Here is a 21,214-nt window from a genome sequence, read left to right as displayed (position 1 = left end):
GCAAGAAAGACGCCAGGCATTCGCCGCGCTGTTTTTCAGGCCGTCTTTTGACGGCATCATGCCGACCGGCTCCACCGAACTTTCGCGCGTGAATCTCCCCACCCCCGCCATCGTCGCCGAGCGCGGCGTCGAGCGCCTGCCGCGCCTGGCGCTGATCCTGCTGTGCGCGGCCTATGTGCTGCCCGGCATCTTCGGCCGCGATCCCTGGCGCAACGCCGACCTGAGCTCCTTCGGCTTCATGGTCAGCATCGCCGAGGGCCGCGCGCCGTGGTGGCAGCCGGCCATCGCCGGCATCCCTGCCGACGGCGGCCCCCTGCCCTACTGGCTGGGCGCGCTGGCCATCAAGGCCCTGCCCTTCCTGGACGCCCCCGTCGCCGCCCGCCTGCCCTATGCGCTGGTGCTGGTCGGCGTGCTTGTGGCCGTCTGGTACACCTGCTTCCACCTGGCCCGCACCGAGGCCGCACAGCCGGTGGCCTTTGCCTTCGGAGGCGAGGCCCAAGCCATCGACTACGCGCGTGCGCTGGCCGATGGCGCCCTGCTGGCGTTGATGGCGTCGCTTGGCCTGCTGCAGCTGGGCCACGAGACGACGCCGGAGCTGATGCAGTTGCTGGCCGTGTCCGTCTACCTCTACGGGCTGGCGGCTGCGCCGTACAGGCAAGGCCGTTCGCGAGCCGCGGTCCTCATCGCCCTGCCGGTGCTGGCCGCCAGCGGCGCGCCGGCCGTGGCATGCGCCCTTGGCCTGCTGGGAGTGCTCCTTAACCATCGCTCCAGCTATGACGAGGCCAAGGCCCAACGCGTCTGGCTGCTGGGCGCGCTGACGCTGACCGTGCTGGCCGCCTGGGCCTTCGACGGCTGGGCCTGGCGTGTGCGGCCGGGTGTTCACTTCGGCTCGCTGCTGAGCCTGCTGGCCTGGTTCTGCTGGCCTTCGGGGCCACTGGCGCTATGGACGCTGTGGCGCTGGCGCCGCCACGGCCTGCGCCGCCACATCACCGTGCCGGCCATCGCGCTGCTGGTACCGCTGGCCGCCTGCATCGGCATGGACGGCTCCGAGCGCGCGCTGCTGCTGGCGCTACCGTCGCTGGCCATCCTGGCCGCCTTTGCGCTGCCAACGCTGAGCCGCGGCTTCTCGGCCGCTGTGGACTGGTTCTCGGTGTTCTTCTTCAGTGCCGCGGCGCTGTTTTTCTGGCTCTACTACCTCTCGATGCACGCCGGCTGGCCACCGCGGCCGCTGGCCAATCTGCGCCGCCTGGCCGAAGGCTTCGAGCCACGCTTCAGCCTCTTGGCCCTGGTGTTCGCCATCGCGGCGACGCTGTCCTGGCTGGCGCTGGTGCGCTGGCGCACGGCCCGCCACCGCCATGCGCTGTGGAAGAGCCTGGCCCTGCCCGCCGGCGGCGTGGCCCTGGGCTGGCTGCTGATCACGAGCCTGCTGCTGCCGCCGCTGGACTACGCACGCAGCCTGTCGCCGCTGGTGGCGCGGCTCAAGGCGCGCATGCCGAGCACCGCGAGCTGCCTGGCCGCACCGGGCCAGAACCTGGCCACCCTGGCGGCGCTGGAATGGCATGGCGGCTGGCAGGTTCTTGGGCGCGGGGCGTTGAATGCCTCGGCCTGCAGCTACGCCGTCATCAGCGCCGGCCAGCCGACGCCCCAGGGCTGGCGCGTCATCGCCCAGGTCAAGCGGCCGACGGACCGCAGCGGCAGTGCCAGCTTGGTCCTGCTGCAGCGTCAGTGATCGGTTAATGCGGCGCCGCTGAAGGCGGCTTCGTCACCAAGCGCCGAATCGCTGGCCTGGCGCACGCGTGCGGCCGGGAAGACAAGGCGAAAGCGCGAGCCTTTGCCAACCTCGCTTTGCACCATCAGCTCGCCGCCGTGGCGCTGCATGACGTGCTTGACGATCGACAGGCCCAGGCCCGTGCCACCGGTCTCCCGCGAACGGCTGCCGTCGACGCGGTAGAAGCGTTCGGTCAGCCGCGGGATGTGCTCGCGCGCAATGCCCAGGCCGGTGTCGACGACGGTGAGCTCGCCGCTGCCACCGTCCAGCATGCGCCAGGTCACTTCGATCTCGCGGCCGTCGGGCGTGTAGCGCACGGCGTTCGTGACGAGGTTGGCGATGGCACTGAGCAGCTCGCTTTCGATGCCGGCCAGTTCAACGTTGGTCTCGGGCTTGAGACGCAGTTGGTGGCGGCCGGCCGACAGCGCATCGGCGTCGACCGCGATCCGCGCCAGCAGGCCATCCAGGCCCACCCAGCGGTCGGGTGCCGGGCGCGGGCTGCCTTCAAGCTGGGCCAGCGTCAGCAGGTCGGCCACCAGCGTTTGCATGCGCTGGGCCTGCTGGTTCATCAGAACGAGGACACGATCGCGCTCCACTGCCGTCAGCGGCAGCGAGTGCAGGGTCTCGATGAAGCCCGACAGCACCGTCAGCGGCGTGCGGATCTCGTGCGAGACATTGGCGACGAAATCGCGCCGCATGGCCTCGGAGCGCAGCCGCTCGGTGATGTCCAGCGACAGCACGAGGCGCTGGCCCTCGCCGTACTCGCGCACGATGATGGACAGCGTGCCGGGGCCGCGGCCATTGCCCAGCACCAGCGGCTCGGCAAACGTGCCGGCCTGCAGATAGGCGACGAAGGCCGGCGCGCGCACGAGGTTGGTGATGCGCTGGCGCAGGTCGCGCTGCGGGTCGAGCGCGAAATGGTCGGCCGCGACGCGGTTGCACCAGACGATCTGCTCATGCGAGTCCAGCATCAGCACGCCGTTGGGCGAAGCCTCGATGGCTGACAGGAACTGATCCAGCTCCAGCCGGCCGCGGGCCACGGCGCGGTCGCGGTCGCGCATGGCGCGCTCGACACGGTAGCCCAGCTCGCCCCACAGGCCGGTGTCGCGCGGCGCGTTGTCGAGCTGGTTGCCGCGCAGCCAGCTCAACAGCCGGTTGCCACGCACCGCATCAACGAGCAGCATCAGCAGTACGCCGGTGACCACACCGATACCCAGCCCGAGGCCTTCGACACCCGTGGCCGCGCGAACCGCCGCCCCAATAACAAACCCGAACAGTGCGGCCCCGAGGGCCATCAGCAGTCGAGGCAACAACCAGGTCATGTAGTCGGGCGGATCTCAGGCGGAGAGCGCGCTGCTCTGTTGGGTCAGGCGGTAGCCGGCACCGCGGACGGTCTCGATCATGCGCGCGCACTGCACGCGCTCCAGCGCCTCGCGCAGCCGCTTGACGTGGACGTCGATGGTGCGTTCCTCGATGAAGACATGGTCGCCCCAGACGCGGTCCAGCAGCTGCGAGCGGCTGTGCACGCGCTCCGGGTGGGTCATCAAGAAGTGCAGCAGGCGGAACTCCGTGGGGCCGAGCTTGACCTCAGCGCCGTCGCGGCTGACGCGGCGCGTGCCCGGGTCCAGCAGCAGCGGGCCGACCTCGACCGCGCTGTCCAGCGCCTCGGGCGCCTTGCGGCGCAGCACGGCGCGGATGCGGGCCAGCAGCTCATTGGTCGAGAAGGGCTTGGTGATGTAGTCGTCGGCACCCGCGTCCAGGCCGGCGATCTTGTCGCCTTCCTCGGCACGTGCCGTCAACATGATGACGGGCAGCTCTTTCGTGCGGGCTGCGCTGCGCCATTGGCGGGCCAGGGCCACACCGCTCTGGCCGGGCAGCATCCAGTCCAGCACGACGAGGTCGGGCAGCACGCGGTCCACCTCGTACTGGGCGGCCGTTGCGCTGCCGGCCAGCGTGACCTCGAAGCCGGCGTGGCGCAGATTGATGGAGATCAGTTCGGCAATCGCCGATTCGTCTTCAACGACAAGGACGCGGCTCATGATCAGCGCACCATCGTTTCGACGGCCTCGGGCGAGTTGTGTCGCACGTCCTGGCCCTTCACCACGTAGATGACCACTTCGGCCAGGTTCTTGGCGTGGTCGCCGACGCGCTCGATGGCCTTGGCGACAAAAACCAGGTCAATGGACGAGGAGATCGTGCGCGGGTCTTCCATCATGTAGGTGATGAGCTTGCGCAGCAGGCCGTCGAATTCCTTGTCGATCTCGTCGTCGTGCTTCAGCACGTCCAGCGCACGTTCGACGTCCAGGCGCGCAAAGGCATCCAGCGCCTTGCGCAACTGGCTGGTGGCGAGCTCGGCCTCGTAGGCGAGGTCGGACATCGGCAGGCGCATGCGGCTGGAAACACCGCTGGCCACCAGGCGCTGCACGGTGCGAGCGATGCGCGCGGCCTCGTCGCCAACGCGCTCGAGGTTGGCGATGCTCTTGGAAATCGCGATCAGCAGGCGCAGATCGCGGGCCGTCGGTTGGCGGCGCGCGATGATGGTCGAGAGATCACGGTCGATCTCGATCTCCATCGTGTTGACGCGGCCTTCCTTGGCCAGCACTTCATCGGCCGATTCGGGGCTGAAGTCCACCAGCGACTGCACGGCCTGGGCCACTTGGGCTTCCACGAGACCGCCCATTTCGAGCACGCGGGTCGAGATGCCGCTGAGCTCGGCATCGAACTGGGTCGAGAGATGTTTGTCCACCATACCGTCCTCCTTGATCAGCCGAAGCGGCCGGTGATGTAGTCTTCCGTGTCCTTGCGCTTGGGCTTCATGAACAGCTCGGCCGTGGGGCCGAATTCGATGAGGTCGCCAAGGTACATGTACGCCGTGTAGTCAGAGCAGCGAGCTGCCTGCTGCATGTTGTGGGTCACGATGGCCACCGTGTAGTCGGCCTTCAGTTCGTGGATCAGCTCTTCGATCTTGCCAGTGGAGATCGGGTCCAGCGCCGAGCAGGGCTCGTCGAGCAGCAGCACCTCGGGCTTGATGGCAATGCCGCGTGCGATGCACAGGCGTTGCTGCTGGCCGCCGGAGAGGCCGGAGCCGCTCTGGTTGAGCTTGTCCTTCACCTCACCCCAGAGGGCCGCCTTCTTCAGCGCCCACTCCACGCGTTCGTCCATCTCGACGCGCGGCAGCGTCTCGAACAGCTTCACGCCGAAGGCGATGTTGTCGTAGATGGACATCGGGAACGGTGTGGGCTTCTGGAAGACCATGCCGATCTTGGCGCGGATCAGCGAGACGTCGTCCTTGCTGGACAGCACGTCCTCGCCGTCGAGCAGGATCTGCCCTTCCGCGCGCTGCTCGGGGTAGAGCTCGTACATGCGGTTCAGCGTGCGCAGCAGCGTGCTCTTGCCGCAGCCCGACGGGCCGATGAAGGCGGTGACCTTCTTCTCGGGGATGTCGAGGTTGATGTTCTTCAGCGCGTGGAAGCTGCCGTAGAAGAAGTTCAGGTTGCGCACCGAGAGTTTGGCGCGCTCGCCCACGGGCGTTTCGATCTTGGCGTCCATGGTGATTCCTTAGTGTTTGTTCTTGAAGAGCACGCGGGCCAGGATGTTCAGCAGCAGCACACCCACGGTGATCAGGAAGACGCCGGCCCAGGCCAGCTTCTGCCAGTTCTCGTAGGGGCTCATCGCGAACTTGAAGATGGTGACCGGCAGGCTGGCCATCGGCGCACTGATGTCGCTGGTCCAGAACTGGTTGGACAGCGCCGTGAACAGCAGCGGCGCGGTCTCGCCGGACACGCGGGCCAGCGCCAGCAAGATGCCGGTGAGGACGCCGGCGCGAGCCGCCTTCAGCGTGATGGTCAGGATGACCTTCCACTTCGGCGTGCCGAGCGCGTAGGCCGCCTCACGCAGCGCGTTGGGCACGAGGCTGAGCATGTTCTCCGTCGTGCGGATGACGACGGGGATGACCAGCAGCGCCAGGGCCAGCGCCCCGGCCATGCCGGAGAAGCTCTTCAGCTTGGCCACGACCATCGCGTAGACGAACAGGCCGACGACGATGGACGGCGCCGACAGCAGGATGTCGTTGATGAAACGCACCGCGCTGCCCAGCCAGGTCTTCTGGCCGTACTCGGCCAGATAGACACCCGCCAGGATGCCAACCGGCGTGCCGATGACGGTAGCCAGGCCCACCATGACGAAGCTGCCGAAGATGGCGTTGGCCAAGCCACCGCCCTCGCCTTGCGGCGGCGGCGTCATCTGCGTGAAGGTCGCCAGGTTGAGGCCGCCGATGCCGAGGTAGATGGTCTCGAACAGGATCCAGATCAGCCAGAACACGCCGAAGCCCATGGCGCCCAGGGACAGCGCCAGCGCGACGGCATTGGTGCGCTTGCGCTTGTGGTGCATCGCCAGGCGGCGAGCGTCAATGGTTGAGCTCATGAACGGGCTCCTTCGCTCTTCTTCAGGCGCAGCAGCAACAGCTTGGAGATGGTCAGCACGACGAAGGTGATGAGGAAGAGGACGAGGCCGAGATACATCAGCGAGGCCTGGTGCAGGCCCTCGCCGGCCTCCGCGAACTCGTTGGCCAGCGTGGACGTGATGCTGTTGGCCGCCTCGAAGACGGACAACGAGTTCAGCTGGTTCATGTTGCCGATGACGAAGGTGACCGCCATCGTCTCGCCCAAAGCGCGGCCCAGGCCCAGCATGATGCCGCCGACCACACCGGTCTTGGTGTACGGCAGCACGACGCGGGAGACGACCTCCCAGGTCGTGGCACCCAAGCCGTAGGCGCTTTCCTTCAGCATCGGCGGCGTGACTTCGAAGACGTCACGCATCACCGAAGCGATGAACGGGATGATCATGATCGCCAGGATGATGCCGGCCGACAGGATGCCGATGCCCACCGGCGGGCCGGTGAACAGCGAGCCGATGAAAGGCACGCCCGTGAACATCGCCTGCAGCGGCTGCTGCACGAAGGTGGCCAGGATGGGGCCGAACACCAACAAGCCCCACATGCCGTAGACGATGGAGGGCACGGCGGCCAGCAGCTCGATGGCGATGCCCAGGGGCCGCTTGAGCCAGCTGGGCGACAGCTCGGTCAGGAAGATGGCGATGCCGAAGCTGACCGGCACGGCGATGGCCAGCGCGATGAAGGAGCTGGCCAGCGTGCCGTAGATCATCACCAGGCCGCCGAACTTCTCCTGCACCGGGTCCCATTCCGCGCTGGTCAGAAAGCCCAGGCCGAAGGTCTTGAGCGCAGGCGTCGCGCCGACGATGAGGGAGCCGATGATGCCAACCATCAACAGCAGCGTCAGCCAGGCTGCGCCCTGCGACAGTGCTGCGAACAGCGCATCCGCCCAGGGGGCGACGCGGCGGCGCGGAGGTGGCGGTTTCATCGAGTGCGGCTGAGGTTCGCTGCGATCAGCACTGGCGCTGTCGGCGGGAAGGATGGCTGCCAAGGAACCTCCGGAGGGTCTGGTCAGAAGATGGGCACCGAGAGCATGGCGAAGCCCGGCGGTTGCCGGGCCTCACCTCGCGTCTTCAGCGCCGCGAATTCACTTGAACGCGACGGGCTTGCCGGCCGTGTCCTTGATCTGGTCGGTCCACTGCTTGCGCACCAGGTCCTTCACGGCGGCGGGCAGGGGCACGTAGTCGAGGTCGTCGGCCATCTTGTCGCCGTTGCCGTACGCCCATTCGAAGAACTTCAGCGCGGCGCTGGCGTTGGCGGCCTTGTCCTGCGACTTGAACATCAGGATGTAAGTCGGGTTGGTCAGCGGCCACGAGGCCTTGCCGGGCTGGTCGGTCGTGATTTGATAGAAGGTCTTGTTCCAGTCGGCACCGGCGGCGGCGGCCTTGAAGGCGTCGTCGCTGGGGTTGACCCACTGGCCGTCCTTGTTCTTCAGCTGAACGTAGGTCATCTTGTTCTGCTTCACATAGGCGTACTCGACGTAGCCGATGGAGTTGGGCAGGCGCTGCACGAAGGCGGCGACGCCCTCGTTGCCCTTGCCAGCCGTGCCGGCCAGCCACTTGACCGTCGTGCCTTCGCCGACCTTGCTCTTCCACTCTTCGCTGACCTTGGACAGGTAGTTCGTGAAGATGAAGGTCGTGCCAGAACCGTCGGCGCGTGCGACCGGGGCGATGGCTGCGTCAGGCAGCGGGACGCCCGGGTTCAGCGCGGTCAGGGCTGCGTCGTTCCACTTGGTGATCTTGCCGAGGTAGATGTCGGCCAGCACGGCGCCGGTCAGCTTGATCTGGCCCGGGGCGACGCCCTTGATGTTGACCACGGGCACGACGCCACCGATGACGGTCGGGAACTGCACGAGGCCGTCCTTGGCCAGCTCGTCGTCCTTCAGCGGCATGTCGGACGCGCCGAAATCGACCGTCTTGGCCTTGATTTGGCGGATGCCGGCGCCGGAGCCGACAGATTGGTAGTTGATGCGGGCGCCGCTGGCCTTGTTGTAGGCATCGGCCCACTTGGCGTAGATGGGAGCCGGGAAGGTGGCGCCAGCGCCGGTCACGTCCTGGGCAAGGGCCGCCTGGATACCGAACAGACCCGCGACGACTGCGAACGACTTGCTGACCTGAACAAAGTTCATCTGAGACACCTTCCGCTGAGCGGGTTTGACGATGACCGGCATCCTAGGGATCGAATGTGACGATTCAGTGAACATCGATTCATCCAGCAGGGCATTGGAGCGTTTCGACGGGCCGCTGGGAAGCCGTCCGAGCAGCTTTGTGACATTGTCATTTTCAATTCACGTGACCGTCACATTGCACTTCTAGAGTCGCGGCCAATCGCTTTCCATCCAACCGGAGCCCCGAATGATCCGTCGCACGTCCCTGATCGCCCTGGCCGCCAGTGCCCTGCTGACCGCCTGCGCCACCACCCCTGCCCCGGCGCCGCTGACCGACACGCTGGCACGCGACCCCCAGCTCAGCACCTTCAACCGCCTGGTCGCCCAGGCCGGCCTGGGCGATGAATTGCGCGCCAGCGGGCCGCTGACCGTCTTTGCGCCGAGCGACGAGGCCTTCAAGGCCGTGCCGGCCAAGACGATGGAAGCGCTGGCCGCCGATCCAGCCCAGCTCAAGGCAGTGTTGAGCTATCACGTCATCGACGGCCGGGTTGCCGCTGCCGACGTGAAGCCGGGCACGGCCAAGACCCGTCAGGGTGCCACCTTGGCCCTGGCCAAGGCCGGCAGCTTCGTCACCGTCGATGACGCGGTTGTGCAGCAGGCCGACATCGTCGCGACGAATGGCGTGGCCCACGTCGTCGACCGCGTGCTGATGCCGCCGAAGAAGTAAACACCGGGCGCCAACAAAAAGGCCGCCCGAGGGCGGCCTTTTCTTGTTCGCGAAGGATCAGGGTGCCACGGCCTCGGCCAGCCGCTGGGCGCAGCGCTGGGCCAGGCCGGCGTCCGACGCTTCGACCATGACGCGCAGCAGCGGTTCTGTGCCCGAGGCACGGATCAGCACGCGGCCCCGGTCGCCGAGTTCGGCCGTCACGGCGGTCTGCTCGTCGGCCAGGCGGGTGTTGGTCTTCCAGTCCTGGCCCGCTTGCAGCCGCACATTGATCAGCGTCTGCGGGAACAGATCCACGCCCTGCAACTGCTCGGAGAGGCTGCGGCCACTGCGGCAAACCGACTGCAGCACCAGCAGCGCACTGACGATGCCGTCGCCCGTGGTGTGCTTGTCCAGCGCCAGCAGATGGCCGGAGCCCTCGCCACCGAGTTGCCAGCCGCGCGCGGCCAGCTCTTCCAGCACGTAGCGGTCGCCGACCTTGGCGCGCACGAACTCGACGTCGCGCGAACGCAGCGCCAGCTCGACGGCCATGTTCGTCATCAGCGTGCCAACGGCGCCAGCCACGCGCAGGCCCTGGCTGAGGCGGTCGGCCACCATCACGTAGAGCAGCTCGTCGCCGTTGTAGAGGCGCCCGTTGGCATCGACCAGTTGCAGGCGGTCGGCGTCGCCGTCCAGCGCAACGCCGTAATCCGCGCCGTTGGCCTTGACGGCCTCGACCAGCGCGCCGGGCGAGGTTGCGCCGAAGCCGGCGTTGATGTTGAAGCCATCGGGCTTACAGCCGATGGAGATGACCTCGGCGCCGAGTTCGTGGAAGACGTCGGGCGCCACGTGATAGGCCGCGCCGTGGGCCGCGTCGACGACGATCTTCAGGCCCTTGAGCGTGAGGTCGGAGCCGAAGCTGTTCTTGCAGAACTCGATGTAGCGGCCGCGGGCGTCTTCCAGGCGCTTGGCGCGGCCGAGGCTGGCCGAGTCCACCCATTGCGGCGCTTCTTCCAACGCGGCTTCGACAGCCAGCTCCCAGGCGTCGGGCAGCTTCTCGCCCTTGGCGGAGAAGAACTTGATGCCGTTGTCCTGGAAGGCGTTGTGCGACGCACTGATGACGACACCCAGGTCCAGCCGCAGCGCACGGGTCAGGTAGGCGACGCCCGGTGTCGGCAGCGGGCCGGTCAGCAGCACGTTGACACCGGCGGAGGCGAAACCGGCCTCCAGCGCCGACTCGATCATGTAGCCGGAGATGCGGGTGTCCTTGCCGATCAGCACCGTCGGGCGTTTGCTGGACTTGCGCAGCACCCGGCCAACGGCGTGGCCCAGGCGCAGCATGAAGTCAGGCGTGATCGGATCCTGGCCGACCGTGCCCCGAATGCCGTCGGTTCCGAAATACTTGCGGCTCATCGAGCTCTTCCTTTATGCAGTGGTCGGAATTGTCGCCGCATCGACGGCGGCCCAGACCTTGAGGGCGTCCACCGTGGCGGGGACATCGTGCACACGAAGCACGTTTGCGCCCGCGCTGACGGCGCGCAACGCCGCGGCGAGGCTGGCGGGCAGGCGCTGATCCACCGGGCGACCCGTGATGTCCCCGAGCGTACGCTTGCGCGACCAGCCCACCAGCAGCGGGTAGCCCAGCTCGGTCAGGCGCTGCTGGCCAGCCAACAGGCGCAGGTTGTGCTCGGCGCTCTTCGCAAAGCCATAGCCGGGGTCAAGGGCGATGCAGTCGGCCGGGATACCCGAATCCCGTGCGGCCCGGGCGCGTTGCGCCAGGAAGGCGGCAACTTCCTCGACGACATCGCCGTAGACAGCCAGATCCATCATTGACGCCGGCTCGCCGCGCATGTGCATCAGGCAGACGCCCGCACCGCTACCGGCCACTGCCGCCAGCGCACCGGGCATTTGCAGGGCCTGCACGTCGTTGATGATGTCCACGCCGGCGTCGAGCGCACGGCGCATGACCTCAGGCTTGTAGGTGTCCACCGAGACCGGCACGCCCAGCGTCACGGCCGCCGCCAAGACGTCGGCGATGCGCGCCCATTCACTGTCGGTGTCGACACGCGGCGCGCCGGGTCGCGTGGACTCGCCGCCGATGTCGAGGATGTCGGCGCCGTCAGCGACGAGGCGCTCGCAATGCGCGATGGCCGAGCGGGTGTCGTCGTGCCGCCCGCCGTCCGAGAAGGAGTCGGGCGTCACGTTGACGATGCCCATCACCTGCGGCCGGCTCAGGTCCAGCAAGAAGCGGCGGGTCTGCCAGTGCATGGTCTTGAATGGAAAACGGGCCCGACTGAGTAGCCGGGCCCGTTTTGGTTGGGTGTGTCGATCAGGCCGCGGCGGGGGCACCGTCGGTGCTGACCGGGGGCGTACCGCCAGTCGGGCCGCTGGGCGTCGTCGGCTTGTCGTCAGGCGCACGCGGCGGGCGGCCGGCCATGATGTCCAGGATCTGGTCCCGGTCGATGGTTTCCCACTTCATCAGCGACTCGGTCATCGTCTCAACCTTGTCGCGGTTGTCCTCGAGGATCTTCTGCGCCACGGCGTACTGCTGGTCGAGGATGCGGCGGATCTCGCTGTCGACCTTCTGCTGCGTGCTCTCGCTGATGTTGGCCGTCTTGGTCATGCTGCGGCCCAGGAAGACTTCGCCTTCGTTCTCGGCGTACACCATCGGGCCGAGGGCTTCGCTCATGCCGTAGCGCGTGACCATGTCGCGGGCCATGCGGGTGGCGCGCTCGTAGTCGTTGGACGCGCCGGTCGAAATGTCGTGGACGAACAGGTCCTCGGCAATGCGGCCACCGAACATGATGCTGATGCTGTTGAGCATCTGCTTGAAGTACAGGCTGTGCTGGTCACGCTCGGGCAGCTGCCAGGTCACGCCCAGGGCGCGGCCACGCGGCATGATGGTGACCTTGTGGACCGGGTCGGTACCAGGCAGCAACTCGGCGACGACGGCATGGCCGGACTCGTGATACGCGGTCGCGCGCTTCTCGTCCTCGGTCATGACCATGCTCTTGCGCTCGGGACCCATGTAGAGCTTGTCCTTGGCGCGCTCGAAGTCGTTCATCTCGACCAGCCGGCCACCACGGCGCGCGGCGAACAGCGCGGCTTCGTTGACGAGGTTGGCCAGGTCAGCGCCGCTCATGCCGGGCGTGCCACGGGCCAGGATGGACGCGTTGACGTCCTGGCCAATCGGCACCTTGCGCATATGCACGTTCAGGATCTGCTCGCGGCCACGGATATCGGGCAGCGTGACATAGACCTGGCGGTCGAAGCGGCCCGGGCGCAGCAGGGCCGGGTCCAGGATGTCGGGACGGTTGGTGGCCGCGATGACGATGACGCCGAGATTGGTCTCGAAGCCGTCCATCTCGACCAGCATCTGGTTCAGCGTCTGCTCGCGCTCGTCGTTGCCGCCGCCCAGGCCAGCGCCACGATGGCGGCCGACGGCGTCGATTTCGTCGATGAAGATGATGCAGGGCGCGCTCTTCTTGGCCTGCTCGAACATGTCGCGCACACGGGCCGCGCCGACACCGACGAACATTTCAACGAAGTCGGAACCCGAGATCGTGAAGAACGGCACCTTGGCTTCGCCGGCGATGGACTTGGCCAGCAGCGTCTTGCCGGTGCCCGGAGGGCCGACCATCAGCACGCCACGCGGAATGCGGCCGCCCAGCTTCTGGAACTTTTGCGGGTCCTTCAGGAAGTCGACCAGCTCCTTGACCTCTTCCTTGGCCTCGTCGCAACCGGCGACGTCGGCGAAGGTGATGGTGTTGCTGGCTTCATCCAGCATGCGGGCTTTGGACTTGCCGAAGCTGAACGCCCCGCCCTTGCCGCCGCCCTGCATCTGGCGCATGAAGTACACCCAGACGCCGATCAGCAGCAGCATCGGCGTCCAGTTGATCAGCATGCTGACCAGGAAGCTCTGCTCTTCGCGGGGCTTGATGTCGAACTTGACGCCGTTGCTGCGCAGATCACCCACCAGACCACGGTCTTGGTACGTGGCCAGCGTGCGCAGCTTGGTGCCGTCGGTGTCCTCGGCGTAGATATCGCCGGTGATGCCGTCAGGCAAGGTGGCGGACTTGATCCGGCGCGCCTGGACCAGGTCCAGGAACTCGGAATACGTCACCTGCTTGCCCGGCGCGGTGGTGCCGCCGAACTGTTTGACGACCGTGAACAGCACAAGGGCGATCACGATCCAGACAGCGAACTTCGAAAACCATTGATTGTTCACTCAGACTCCTTGGCCCTGATGGCCCAGCGCGGGTTTCAGGACAGTGGGGGCGATTTTAGGGGCGGCAAGGGGGCTTGCCCTGTAATCAGCGGTTTTTCAGCCCCACGCCCACCAAGAAAGTCTCGGAAGACCGGATGCGCGAGGCCTTGGGCTTCACTACCTTGAAGACCTTGAAATGTGTTTTGAAGAGGTTCACCAGCTCGTCGTAGCCGCTGCCATGGAAGACCTTGGCCACCAGCGCGCCCTCGGGCTTGAGGTGGCTGCTGGCGAAATCCACGGCCAACTCGACAAGGCCGGAGATGCGGGCGGCGTCGGTGGACGCAATACCCGACATATTGGGCGCCATGTCCGATACGACGACGTCCACCGGCCGGCCGGCCAGGGCGGCTTCGAGTTCGGCCAGGACGGAATCCTCCTGGAAATCGCCCTGGATGAACTGCACGCCCTCGATGGGCTCGAACTCCAGCACGTCCAGCGCGATGATGGTGCCGTTCAGCTGGCCCACCGCCGCCCCACCCCGCCCCGCCTCTGTGGGCGCAAAACGCCGGCGCAGATACTGGCTCCAGGCGCCGGGCGTGGCGCCCAGGTCGACGACGATCTGGCCCGGGCGGATCAGCTTGAGCTCCTCGTCGATCTCCTTGAGCTTGTAGGCCGCGCGCGAGCGATAACCGTCCTTCTGTGCCTGCTGCACATAGGGGTCCGACACGTGGTTGTTCAGCCACGCCTTGTTGAGTTTTTTGCTTTTGGTTTGAGTTTTCATGCCTACGGGATAATACGGGGATGTCTCAAATCATCCTGACCCCTGCCCAGCGCAAGGACAAACGCTCCGACGCCCACCATCTCGACCCCGTCGTGATGATTGGCGGAGACGGCCTCACCCCTGCCGTCGTCAAGGAAGTAGACCTGGCGCTGAATGCTCATGGCCTGATCAAGGTGCGGGTGCTGGGTGACGACCGCACCGCGCGCGAGGCGATGTTCGCCCAGCTCTGCGACGAGCTGAGCGCTGCGCCCATCCAGCACATCGGCAAGCTGCTGGTGCTGTGGCGGCCGATTCCGGAGAAGGCAGCCGCCGAGCGCGCGGACGCCAGGCCCGGTCCGCGCGTGGTCAAGATCGTCAAGTTCTCCAAGAGCGGCAATGGTCGGCCCCAGGTGACCAAGCTCAAGGTGCTGGGCAACCAGCGCGTCGCCCAGGGCGGTGAGCTCAAGCGCGCCAAGCGGCGCATGACGAGCGTCAAGAAGAACGTGGCCGACTGACACGCCAGGCCAAGCCCAGCACGGCGAGGCCCTTGACTGCGAAGAAGCCCAGCGAGGCGCCATGCAGCGCCCCGAAAGACGCGATACCGGCACCGGCCTTCGCGTCCGCCATCAGTGGCTGCAGGCCGTAGTAGCCGGCGATAGTGCAGAACAGCGCGATGGCGGGCAGCAGCAGTTCCATCGAGAAGATGTTGCTTGCCGCACCCGCTTCCACGGCATCACGCGCAACGCGACGCTCCAGCAGCATCAGGATCAGCGCCGCCCCCAGGCTGACCTGGGCCTCGATGCTGAACACCCGCCCGACCAGCAAGCCGGCTTGAGCCCGCTCCAACACCGCGAAGGCGCTGGGCGCCGCAGCGAAGGCCACACAAAGCAAAAAGCCGCCCCAGAGGGCGGCCAGCAAGGCTTGGAGCCGGGCAAACATCACTCGTAGCGGACTTCGACGATCTCGTAGCGCTTCACGCCACCGGGCGCCTGCACTTCGGCAACGTCGCCGGCTTCCTTGCCGATGAGGGCGCGTGCGATCGGCGAGCCCACCGAGATGCGGCCCTGCTTGATGTCGGCCTCGTCGTCACCCGTGATCTGGTACGTCACTTCCGTGCCGCTGGCCTCTTCCTCGAGGTCGACGGTCGCACCGAACACCACGCGGCCACCGGCGTCCAGCGTCGACGGATCAATGATCTGGGCGGCGGCCAGCTTGCCTTCGATCTCGAGGATGCGGCCTTCGATGAAGCCCTGCTTGTCCTTGGCCGCGTCGTACTCGGCGTTCTCGCTCAGGTCGCCCTGCGCGCGCGCCTCGGAGATCGCCTGAACGACGGCGTGACGCTCGACGGTCTTGAGTCGGTGCAGCTCGGCTTTGAGCGACTCGGCGCCGCGCTTGGTCAGGGGAATGGTCGTCATGTCAAAACTCAAAAGGCAAAAGAGTTCCGCCGCTGCGGCCCGGTCGGGCTGCTGCGGCGGAATCGATAGGCTGTAGTTTAAATCAGCTCGGCGTGCAGTTCCTGCAGGGATTGCACGGTCAGACCGTCACGGTGTTTCATGCCCTCGACCGCGGCCTCGCAACCCGCCATCGTCGTGTAGTACGTCACACGGCTGGCCAGCGCGGCCTGGCGGATGTAGCGGCTGTCGGCAATCGCGGTGCGTGTCTCGTCCACCGTCGTGAAGACGAGCTGGATGTCGCCACCCTTGAGCGCATCGACGATGTGCGGGCGGCCATCCTTGATCTTGTTGATCAGCTTGACCGGCACGCCGGCTTCCGTGATGGCAGCCGCCGTGCCGCGGGTCGCGACGACGCTGAAGCCCAGCGCGTGCAGTTCCTTGGCCACCGCAATGGCGCGGGCCTTGTCGCTGTTCTTCACGGTGATCAGCACATTGCCCTGGCGCGGCAGGCGTGAGCCGGCGCCGATCTGGCTCTTCAGCATGGCCTCGCCGAAGGTCTTGGCCGAGCCCATGACCTCACCGGTCGAACGCATCTCGGGGCTGAGGATGGGATCCACGCCCGGGAACTTGTTGAACGGGAAGACGGCTTCCTTGACGCTGAAGTAAGGCGGAATCACCTCAGCAGGCACGCGGCCCTTGCGGTCACGCTGGTCGACGAGCTTCTGGCCGGCCATGCAGCGTGCGGCGATCTTGGCGAGCTGCTGGCCGGTGGCCTTGCTCACATAAGGCACCGTGCGCGAGGCGCGCGGGTTCACTTCCAGCACGTAGACCGTGCAGGCAGCCAGGCCAGCAGTCACATCGCCCTGGATGGCGAACTGCACGTTCATCAGGCCGATGACCTTCAGCGCCTTGGCCATCGCGGCGGTCTGGCGGCGCAACTCGTCCTGCAGGTCGGCCGCCAGCGTGTACGGCGGCAGCGAGCAGGCCGAATCGCCGCTGTGGATGCCGGCCGCCTCGATGTGTTCCATGATGCCGCCGATCATCACGTCGCCAACAGAGTCGGCGATGCAATCCACGTCGACCTCGACGGCGTCTTCCAGGAACCGGTCCAGCAGCACCGGCGACTTCTCGGACACGCGCACGGCCTCGCGCATGTAGCGCTCCAGGTCCTTGTCGCCGTGCACGATTTCCATCGCGCGGCCGCCCAGCACGTAGCTCGGGCGCACGACCAGCGGGTAGCCGATCTCGTTGGCCAGCGCGACGGCCTGTTCTTCGGTGCGCGCGGTGCGGTTGGGCGGCTGGCGCAGGCCCAGCTCGTGCAGCAGCTTCTGGAAGCGCTCACGGTCCTCGGCAATGTCGATGGAATCGGGCGTGGTGCCGATGATGGGCACGCCGGCGCGCTCCAGGTCGAGCGCCAGCTTCAGCGGCGTCTGGCCGCCGTATTGCACGATGACGCCGACCGGCTTTTCCTTGTCGACGATCTCGAGCACGTCTTCCAGAGTGACCGACTCGAAATAGAGACGGTCCGAGGTGTCGTAGTCGGTCGACACGGTCTCGGGGTTGCAGTTGACCATGATGGTCTCGTAGCCGTCCTCGCGCATCGCCAGCGCCGCGTGCACGCAGCAGTAGTCGAACTCGATGCCCTGGCCGATGCGGTTCGGGCCACCGCCCAGCACCATGATCTTCTTCTTGTCCGTCGGGTTGGCCTCGCACTCCGCGTCGGCGCCCTCGTACGTCGAATACATGTAGGCCGTCTGCGTGGCGAACTCGGCCGCGCAGGTGTCCACGCGCTTGTAGACGGGGCGCACGTTCAGCGCATGGCGGCGTTCGCGCACGGCGTGCTGGTGCGTGCCCAGCAGCTTGGCCAGGCGCTTGTCGGAGAAGCCCTTGCTCTTCAGCAGGCGCAGCTCCGCCTCGGTGATGGACTCGATGCCTCGGCCCTTGATCGCTTGCTCGATCTGCACGAGCTGCTCGATCTGCGCGAGGAACCACGGGTCCACCGCGGTCTCTTCGTAGATCTCGTCCAGCGTCATGCCGATGCGGAAGGCGTCGGCCAGGTAGAGGATGCGCTCGGGGCCGGCTTCACCGATCTCCTGCACGATGTCTTCGCGGTCGGTCGAGCGTTCGGTCAGGCCGTCGATGCCCGTCTCCAGGCCGCGCAGCGCCTTCTGGAACGATTCCTGGAAGGTGCGGCCCATGGCCATCACCTCACCGACCGACTTCATCTGCGTCGTCAGGCGCGAGTCGGCCATCGGGAACTTCTCGAAGGCGAAGCGCGGGATCTTGGTGACGACGTAGTCGATGCTGGGCTCGAAGGACGCCGGCGTGATGCCACCGGTGATGTCGTTCTTCAGCTCATCCAGCGTGTAGCCCACGGCCAGCTTGGCGGCGATCTTGGCGATGGGGAAGCCGGTCGCCTTGGAAGCCAGCGCCGAGGAGCGCGACACGCGCGGGTTCATCTCGATGACGACCATGCGGCCGTCCTTCGGGTTGATAGAGAACTGCACGTTGGAGCCACCGGTGTCCACGCCGATCTCGCGCAGGATGGCGATGCTGGCGTTGCGCAGCAGTTGGTATTCCTTGTCCGACAGCGTCTGGCTCGGCGCCACGGTGATGGAGTCACCGGTGTGGATGCCCATCGGGTCCAGGTTCTCGATGGAGCAGACGATGATGCAGTTGTCCGCCTTGTCGCGGACGACTTCCATCTCGTATTCCTTCCAACCGATCAGGCTCTCTTCGATGAGCAGCTCGTTGGTCGGCGACAGGTCCAGGCCGCGCTTGCAGATGGTCTCGAACTCTTCCGGGTTGTAGGCGATGCCGCCGCCCGAACCGCCAAGCGTGAAGCTGGGACGGATGACCATGGGGAAGCCCGCGCCGCCGATCTCGGCGTGAATGCGCTTCTGCACTCCCCAGGCCTCTTCCAGCGAGTGGGCGATGCCCGACCGGGCCGAGCCCAGGCCGATCTTGGTCATCGCGTCCTTGAACTTGAGGCGGTCCTCGGCCTTCTCGATGGCGTGCTCGTTGGCGCCGATCATCTCGACGTTGTACTTGGCCAGCACGCCGTGCTTGTGCAGGTCCAGCGCGCAGTTCAGCGCGGTCTGGCCACCCATGGTCGGCAGCACGGCATCGGGCCGCTCCTTGGCGATGATCTTCTCGACCACCTGCCAGGTGATGGGCTCGATGTAGGTGACGTCCGCCGTGTCCGGGTCCGTCATGATGGTCGCCGGGTTGCTGTTGACGAGGACGACCTTGTAGCCCTCCTCGCGCAGCGCCTTGCAAGCCTGGGCGCCCGAGTAGTCGAACTCGCAGGCCTGGCCAATGATGATCGGGCCGGCGCCGATGATGAGGATGGTCTTGAGGTCTGTACGTTTTGGCATGGCTTGCGAGTCTGCTTAGAGCGTGGCCGTGGCCAGCTTGGCCCCGAACCCAACGAAAAGTGCGCCGACGCTGGCGTTGGCAGTGCTGGAAAGGCGCCGGCGGGCGCGGAAGGCCGCGGCCAGGCGGGAGCCGGCAAAGATCAGCGTCGAGAGATAGATGAAGCTGAGCACCTGAATGATGGAACCCAGGATCAAGAAGGTCAGCGCCGGATGTGGGTAGGCCGCGTCGACGAACTGGATGAAGAAGGACAGCAGGAAGGCGATGGCCTTGGGGTTCAGCAGGCTGACCACCAGCGCCTTCTTGAAAGGCTGGCTCGCGTCGACAACGCGCGGTGCCTCCGCCGCCTTGGCGTCACCACGCCAGGTGCCGATCGCACCGCGCAGCAGTTGGATGCCGATCCAGCCCAGGTAGACCGCGCCCACCATCTTCACGATGAAGAAGATCTGCGGGCTGGCCATCAGCAGCGATGCGCCGCCAGCGGCAGCGGCAGTCATCAACACCGTGTCGCCGACAAACACGCCGCAGGCGGCGGTGTAACCGGCGCGAACGCCGCGCTGTGCCGCGACGGACAGCACGTAGATCGAATTGGGACCGGGCAGCAGGATGATGAAGATCGCTGCCGCGAGGAAGGTGCCGAGGTCGGTGATGCCGAACATGAAAAGGCCTCCTTCAGGACTTGTTCATCAAGGACAAGAAACGGTCGAACAGGTAGGCGATGTCGTGCGGGCCGGGGCTGGCTTCCGGGTGGCCCTGGAAGCTGAAGGCCGGCTTGTCGGTGCGGGCGATACCTTGCAGCGTGCCGTCGAACAGGCTGATGTGGGTGGCGCGCAGGTTGGCTGGCAGCGTCTCGGGGTCGACCGCGAAGCCGTGGTTCTGGCTGGTGATGCCGACGCGGCCGCTGTCCAGATCCTTCACCGGGTGGTTGGCACCGTGGTGGCCGAACTTCATCTTGAAGGTCTTGGCGCCCGAGGCCAGCGCCAGGATCTGGTGACCCAGGCAGATGCCGAAGACCGGGATGCCGGATTCGATCAGCTGGGCCGTGGCCTTGATGGCGTAGTCGCAGGGTTCCGGGTCACCAGGGCCGTTGGACAGGAAGACGCCGTCCGGCTCCAGGTCGAACACGGCGCTGGCAGGTGTCTCGGCCGGCACGACGGTGACCTTGCAGCCGCGCTCGGCCAGCATGCGCAGGATGTTGAGCTTGACGCCGAAGTCGTAGGCGACGACGTGGAACTTCGGCGCGGTCTGCGTGCCGTAGCCGCTGCCGAGCTTCCACTCGGTCTGCGTCCAGACTTCGCTGTCGGTGCGGCTGACGACCTTGGCGAGGTCCAGGCCGGCCATGGACGGCGCGGCCTTGGCGGCGGCAACGGCGGCGTCGATGTGGGCCTGCGTCACGGCCTCGCCGGCAGCCAGCGCCAGGATGCAACCGTTCTGTGCACCCTTGGTACGCAGAACGCGGGTCAGCCGGCGGGTGTCGAGGCCGGCGATGGCGACCGTGCCTTCGTCGCGCAGGTATTGGTCAAGCGTGCGGCCGGAGCGGAAGTTGGACGCTCGCAGCGGCAGGTCCTTGATGACGAGGCCGGCCGCAAAGACCTTGGACGCCTCGACGTCTTCGTCGCTGACGCCATAGCTGCCGATGTGCGGATACGTCAGCGTGACGATCTGCTTGCAGTAGCTGGGGTCGGTCAGGATTTCCTGGTAGCCGGACAGCGCGGTGTTGAACACCACCTCACCAACGGTTTGGCCCGTCGCGCCAATGGACTGCCCTCGGAACACCGTCCCATCCGCCAGAGCCAGGATTGCTTGAGGGGGATGGAGCAGGTCAGTCAGCACGAGGGTCTCCGCAAGTGGGGCGCGTGCCCAGCATCAACCCGCCTTGGGACGGGTCAACTTGAAGAAACCGAGGGGGTTTGGCGCCGGGCAGCGTGGGGTTCAGGTAAACCCATCGAGTATAGCCGACTGGGGTTAGTACGGAGGCTTCGTGACCGCCCCGCGACGGCTTCGTGACGCCTCAAAGCGCCACTTCAGAGCGCCGAGATACCGGCCTTGGCGATCTCCGCGTCCTCGCTGGACTTGACACCGCTGACACCCACGGCGCCGACGCACTGGCCGTCGACGAGGATGGGCACGCCGCCCTCCAGCAGGCCGTGCATGCCGGGCACGCTGAGGAAAGACTGGCGACCGCCGTTGATCATGTCTTCGTAGACCTTGGATTCACGCCGGCCCAGCGCCGAGGTGTGCGCCTTGGCCGGCGCAAACATGGCGGAACTGGGCGAGGCGCCGTCCAGGCGCTGCAGCCACAGCAGGTGGCCGCCGCCGTCGACGATGGCGATGGAAACCGCCCAGCCTTTGCTGATCGCATGGGCTTCGGCCGCGGCAGCGATGCGTTTGACGTCTGCGAGTTCGAGTTGAGATTGCTGTTTCATGGTCTTGCTTTCCGAGGGACAGTC

At 66.5% G+C, this 21,214-nt stretch carries 20 protein-coding genes; 3 read left to right on the top strand and 17 right to left on the bottom strand.

Translation table 11 applies throughout. The features are described from left to right. Positions 1–88: 88 nt before the first annotated feature. Positions 89–1,729 (top strand): hypothetical protein, encoded by a 1,641-nt coding sequence (locus AC07V5_RS21015; protein WP_495117652.1) that lies wholly within the window; start codon positions 89–91, stop codon positions 1,727–1,729. Here AC07V5_RS21015 and phoR read toward each other — a convergent pair. The 7 genes from phoR to pstS all read right to left on the bottom strand — a co-directional run bounded on the left by phoR (position 1,723) and on the right by pstS (position 8,346). Next, the gene (phoR, locus tag AC07V5_RS21010; RefSeq protein WP_495117651.1) at positions 1,723–3,090 is read right to left on the bottom strand and encodes a phosphate regulon sensor histidine kinase PhoR; all 1,368 of its coding nucleotides are present in this window, start codon (positions 3,088–3,090) and stop codon (positions 1,723–1,725) included. The genes AC07V5_RS21015 and phoR overlap by 7 nt on opposite strands. Before the next feature lie 15 nt (positions 3,091–3,105). After that, positions 3,106–3,807, bottom strand: a complete 702-nt coding sequence (gene phoB / locus AC07V5_RS21005) for a phosphate regulon transcriptional regulator PhoB (protein WP_495117650.1) — start codon at positions 3,805–3,807, stop codon at positions 3,106–3,108. A gap of 2 nt (positions 3,808–3,809) precedes the next feature. Then, positions 3,810–4,517, bottom strand: coding sequence for a phosphate signaling complex protein PhoU (phoU, locus tag AC07V5_RS21000; RefSeq protein WP_495117649.1), 708 nt, complete (start codon positions 4,515–4,517; stop codon positions 3,810–3,812). 14 nt (positions 4,518–4,531) lie between these two features. Beyond that, the gene (pstB, locus tag AC07V5_RS20995) at positions 4,532–5,317 is read right to left on the bottom strand and encodes a phosphate ABC transporter ATP-binding protein PstB (protein ID WP_495117648.1); all 786 of its coding nucleotides are present in this window, start codon (positions 5,315–5,317) and stop codon (positions 4,532–4,534) included. A gap of 9 nt (positions 5,318–5,326) precedes the next feature. After that, on the bottom strand, positions 5,327–6,190 hold the full coding sequence (gene pstA / locus AC07V5_RS20990) for a phosphate ABC transporter permease PstA (RefSeq protein ID WP_495117647.1): 864 nt from the start codon (positions 6,188–6,190) through the stop codon (positions 5,327–5,329). Beyond that, positions 6,187–7,146 carry a phosphate ABC transporter permease subunit PstC gene (pstC, locus tag AC07V5_RS20985; RefSeq protein WP_495117646.1) on the bottom strand — a complete coding sequence of 320 codons (960 nt, stop codon included), beginning with the start codon at positions 7,144–7,146 and terminating at the stop codon, positions 6,187–6,189. Before pstC ends, pstA begins: the two co-directional genes overlap by 4 nt. A gap of 159 nt (positions 7,147–7,305) precedes the next feature. Further along, complete coding sequence (gene pstS, locus AC07V5_RS20980; protein WP_495117645.1) at positions 7,306–8,346, bottom strand: phosphate ABC transporter substrate-binding protein PstS; 1,041 nt, start codon at positions 8,344–8,346, stop codon at positions 7,306–7,308. Positions 8,347–8,572: 226 nt separating this feature from the next. Between pstS and AC07V5_RS20975 the strand changes: the two genes are divergently transcribed. Then, positions 8,573–9,052, top strand: a complete 480-nt coding sequence (locus AC07V5_RS20975; protein ID WP_495117644.1) for a fasciclin domain-containing protein — start codon at positions 8,573–8,575, stop codon at positions 9,050–9,052. Between the two features lie 57 nt (positions 9,053–9,109). Here the strand turns inward: AC07V5_RS20975 and glmM are convergent, their stop codons facing one another. The 4 genes from glmM to AC07V5_RS20955 all read right to left on the bottom strand — a co-directional run bounded on the left by glmM (position 9,110) and on the right by AC07V5_RS20955 (position 14,016). After that, a complete protein-coding gene (gene glmM / locus AC07V5_RS20970; RefSeq protein ID WP_495117643.1) occupies positions 9,110–10,441 on the bottom strand; it encodes a phosphoglucosamine mutase in 1,332 nt (443 codons plus the stop codon). Between the two features lie 12 nt (positions 10,442–10,453). Then, entirely contained in the window at positions 10,454–11,296 is an 843-nt protein-coding gene (gene folP / locus AC07V5_RS20965; protein WP_495117642.1) for a dihydropteroate synthase, read from the bottom strand. A 61-nt stretch (positions 11,297–11,357) separates the two neighbouring features. Next, a complete protein-coding gene (gene ftsH, locus AC07V5_RS20960; RefSeq protein WP_495117641.1) occupies positions 11,358–13,256 on the bottom strand; it encodes an ATP-dependent zinc metalloprotease FtsH in 1,899 nt (632 codons plus the stop codon). An 85-nt stretch (positions 13,257–13,341) separates the two neighbouring features. Next, a complete protein-coding gene (locus tag AC07V5_RS20955) occupies positions 13,342–14,016 on the bottom strand; it encodes an RlmE family RNA methyltransferase (RefSeq protein WP_495117640.1) in 675 nt (224 codons plus the stop codon). 20 nt (positions 14,017–14,036) lie between these two features. Here AC07V5_RS20955 and AC07V5_RS20950 point away from each other — a divergent pair, with 20 nt between their 5' ends. Continuing rightward, positions 14,037–14,510 carry a YhbY family RNA-binding protein gene (locus AC07V5_RS20950; RefSeq protein WP_495117639.1) on the top strand — a complete coding sequence of 158 codons (474 nt, stop codon included), beginning with the start codon at positions 14,037–14,039 and terminating at the stop codon, positions 14,508–14,510. Here AC07V5_RS20950 and AC07V5_RS20945 read toward each other — a convergent pair. The 6 genes from AC07V5_RS20945 to AC07V5_RS20920 all read right to left on the bottom strand — a co-directional run bounded on the left by AC07V5_RS20945 (position 14,488) and on the right by AC07V5_RS20920 (position 21,190). Continuing rightward, entirely contained in the window at positions 14,488–14,934 is a 447-nt protein-coding gene (locus AC07V5_RS20945; RefSeq protein ID WP_495117638.1) for a DUF4149 domain-containing protein, read from the bottom strand. The genes AC07V5_RS20950 and AC07V5_RS20945 overlap by 23 nt on opposite strands. After that, positions 14,934–15,410 carry a transcription elongation factor GreA gene (gene greA, locus AC07V5_RS20940; RefSeq protein WP_495117637.1) on the bottom strand — a complete coding sequence of 159 codons (477 nt, stop codon included), beginning with the start codon at positions 15,408–15,410 and terminating at the stop codon, positions 14,934–14,936. Before greA ends, AC07V5_RS20945 begins: the two co-directional genes overlap by 1 nt. Positions 15,411–15,487: 77 nt before the next feature. Further along, positions 15,488–18,766 carry a carbamoyl-phosphate synthase large subunit gene (carB, locus tag AC07V5_RS20935; RefSeq protein WP_495117636.1) on the bottom strand — a complete coding sequence of 1,093 codons (3,279 nt, stop codon included), beginning with the start codon at positions 18,764–18,766 and terminating at the stop codon, positions 15,488–15,490. A gap of 15 nt (positions 18,767–18,781) precedes the next feature. Then, on the bottom strand, positions 18,782–19,423 hold the full coding sequence (gene leuE, locus AC07V5_RS20930) for a leucine efflux protein LeuE (RefSeq protein WP_495117635.1): 642 nt from the start codon (positions 19,421–19,423) through the stop codon (positions 18,782–18,784). Between the two features lie 13 nt (positions 19,424–19,436). Beyond that, complete coding sequence (gene carA, locus AC07V5_RS20925) at positions 19,437–20,597, bottom strand: glutamine-hydrolyzing carbamoyl-phosphate synthase small subunit (protein ID WP_495117634.1); 1,161 nt, start codon at positions 20,595–20,597, stop codon at positions 19,437–19,439. 191 nt (positions 20,598–20,788) lie between these two features. Next, positions 20,789–21,190: a GlcG/HbpS family heme-binding protein gene (locus tag AC07V5_RS20920; protein WP_495117633.1), complete on the bottom strand. Its 402-nt coding sequence runs from the start codon at positions 21,188–21,190 to the stop codon at positions 20,789–20,791. Positions 21,191–21,214: the final 24 nt, after the last annotated feature.

The organism is Roseateles sp. GW821-FHT02E12 (genome assembly GCF_059421665.1).
Note: the sequence above shows the minus strand (reverse complement) of the source record. Positions and strands in the feature narration are given on the sequence as shown.

Bases quoted from the DNA above. Each gene is read 5' to 3' on its own strand.
- phoU (WP_495117649.1), bottom strand. From the start codon at position 4,517: ATGGTGGACAAACATCTCTCGACCCAGTTCGATGCCGAGCTCAGCGGC.
- AC07V5_RS20950 (WP_495117639.1), top strand. From the start codon at position 14,037: ATGTCTCAAATCATCCTGACCCCTGCCCAGCGCAAGGACAAACGCTCC.
- carB (WP_495117636.1), bottom strand. From the start codon at position 18,766: ATGCCAAAACGTACAGACCTCAAGACCATCCTCATCATCGGCGCCGGC.
- pstB (WP_495117648.1), bottom strand. From the start codon at position 5,317: ATGGACGCCAAGATCGAAACGCCCGTGGGCGAGCGCGCCAAACTCTCG.
- leuE (WP_495117635.1), bottom strand. From the start codon at position 19,423: ATGTTCGGCATCACCGACCTCGGCACCTTCCTCGCGGCAGCGATCTTC.
- AC07V5_RS20975 (WP_495117644.1), top strand. From the start codon at position 8,573: ATGATCCGTCGCACGTCCCTGATCGCCCTGGCCGCCAGTGCCCTGCTG.
- AC07V5_RS20955 (WP_495117640.1), bottom strand. From the start codon at position 14,016: ATGAAAACTCAAACCAAAAGCAAAAAACTCAACAAGGCGTGGCTGAAC.
- glmM (WP_495117643.1), bottom strand. From the start codon at position 10,441: ATGAGCCGCAAGTATTTCGGAACCGACGGCATTCGGGGCACGGTCGGC.
- pstS (WP_495117645.1), bottom strand. From the start codon at position 8,346: ATGAACTTTGTTCAGGTCAGCAAGTCGTTCGCAGTCGTCGCGGGTCTG.
- AC07V5_RS20945 (WP_495117638.1), bottom strand. From the start codon at position 14,934: ATGTTTGCCCGGCTCCAAGCCTTGCTGGCCGCCCTCTGGGGCGGCTTT.
- phoB (WP_495117650.1), bottom strand. From the start codon at position 3,807: ATGAGCCGCGTCCTTGTCGTTGAAGACGAATCGGCGATTGCCGAACTG.
- AC07V5_RS20920 (WP_495117633.1), bottom strand. From the start codon at position 21,190: ATGAAACAGCAATCTCAACTCGAACTCGCAGACGTCAAACGCATCGCT.
- pstA (WP_495117647.1), bottom strand. From the start codon at position 6,190: ATGAGCTCAACCATTGACGCTCGCCGCCTGGCGATGCACCACAAGCGC.
- pstC (WP_495117646.1), bottom strand. From the start codon at position 7,146: ATGAAACCGCCACCTCCGCGCCGCCGCGTCGCCCCCTGGGCGGATGCG.
- greA (WP_495117637.1), bottom strand. From the start codon at position 15,410: ATGACGACCATTCCCCTGACCAAGCGCGGCGCCGAGTCGCTCAAAGCC.
- phoR (WP_495117651.1), bottom strand. From the start codon at position 3,090: ATGACCTGGTTGTTGCCTCGACTGCTGATGGCCCTCGGGGCCGCACTG.
- folP (WP_495117642.1), bottom strand. From the start codon at position 11,296: ATGCACTGGCAGACCCGCCGCTTCTTGCTGGACCTGAGCCGGCCGCAG.